Source organism: Parendozoicomonas verongulae, from assembly GCF_009711465.1.
GTDB lineage: Bacteria > Pseudomonadota > Gammaproteobacteria > Pseudomonadales > Endozoicomonadaceae > Sansalvadorimonas > Sansalvadorimonas verongulae.
Genome location: NZ_SMME01000050.1, coordinates 1 through 225, shown reverse-complemented (window position 1 = coordinate 225; position 225 = coordinate 1). Strand labels below are relative to the sequence as shown.

At 51.1% G+C, this 225-nt stretch carries 1 protein-coding gene; it reads right to left on the bottom strand.

Going from position 1 to position 225, the window contains the following annotated elements:
- Positions 1–202, bottom strand: a 202-nt coding sequence (locus E1189_RS24105) for a hypothetical protein (RefSeq protein ID WP_230459776.1), incomplete at its 3' end; no start/stop codon positions are given.
- Positions 203–225 lie beyond the last annotated feature (23 nt).

Below are 225 nucleotides of genomic sequence, written 5' to 3'. Positions count from 1 at the left end.
ATCCGGTGCACTCACCACCCACAAGCGCACGCACACAGGGAACAGGCCCTATGTCTGTGGTTTTAACGGGTGCAGCCAGGCTTTCACTACACCCGGTAATCTCACCAGACACAAATACATTCACACAGGTGACAAGCCCTTTGTCTGTGATTTTAACGGGTGCAGCCAGTCTTTCACCACATCCTATCATCTCAACAGACATAAACGCATCCACACAGGGGACAA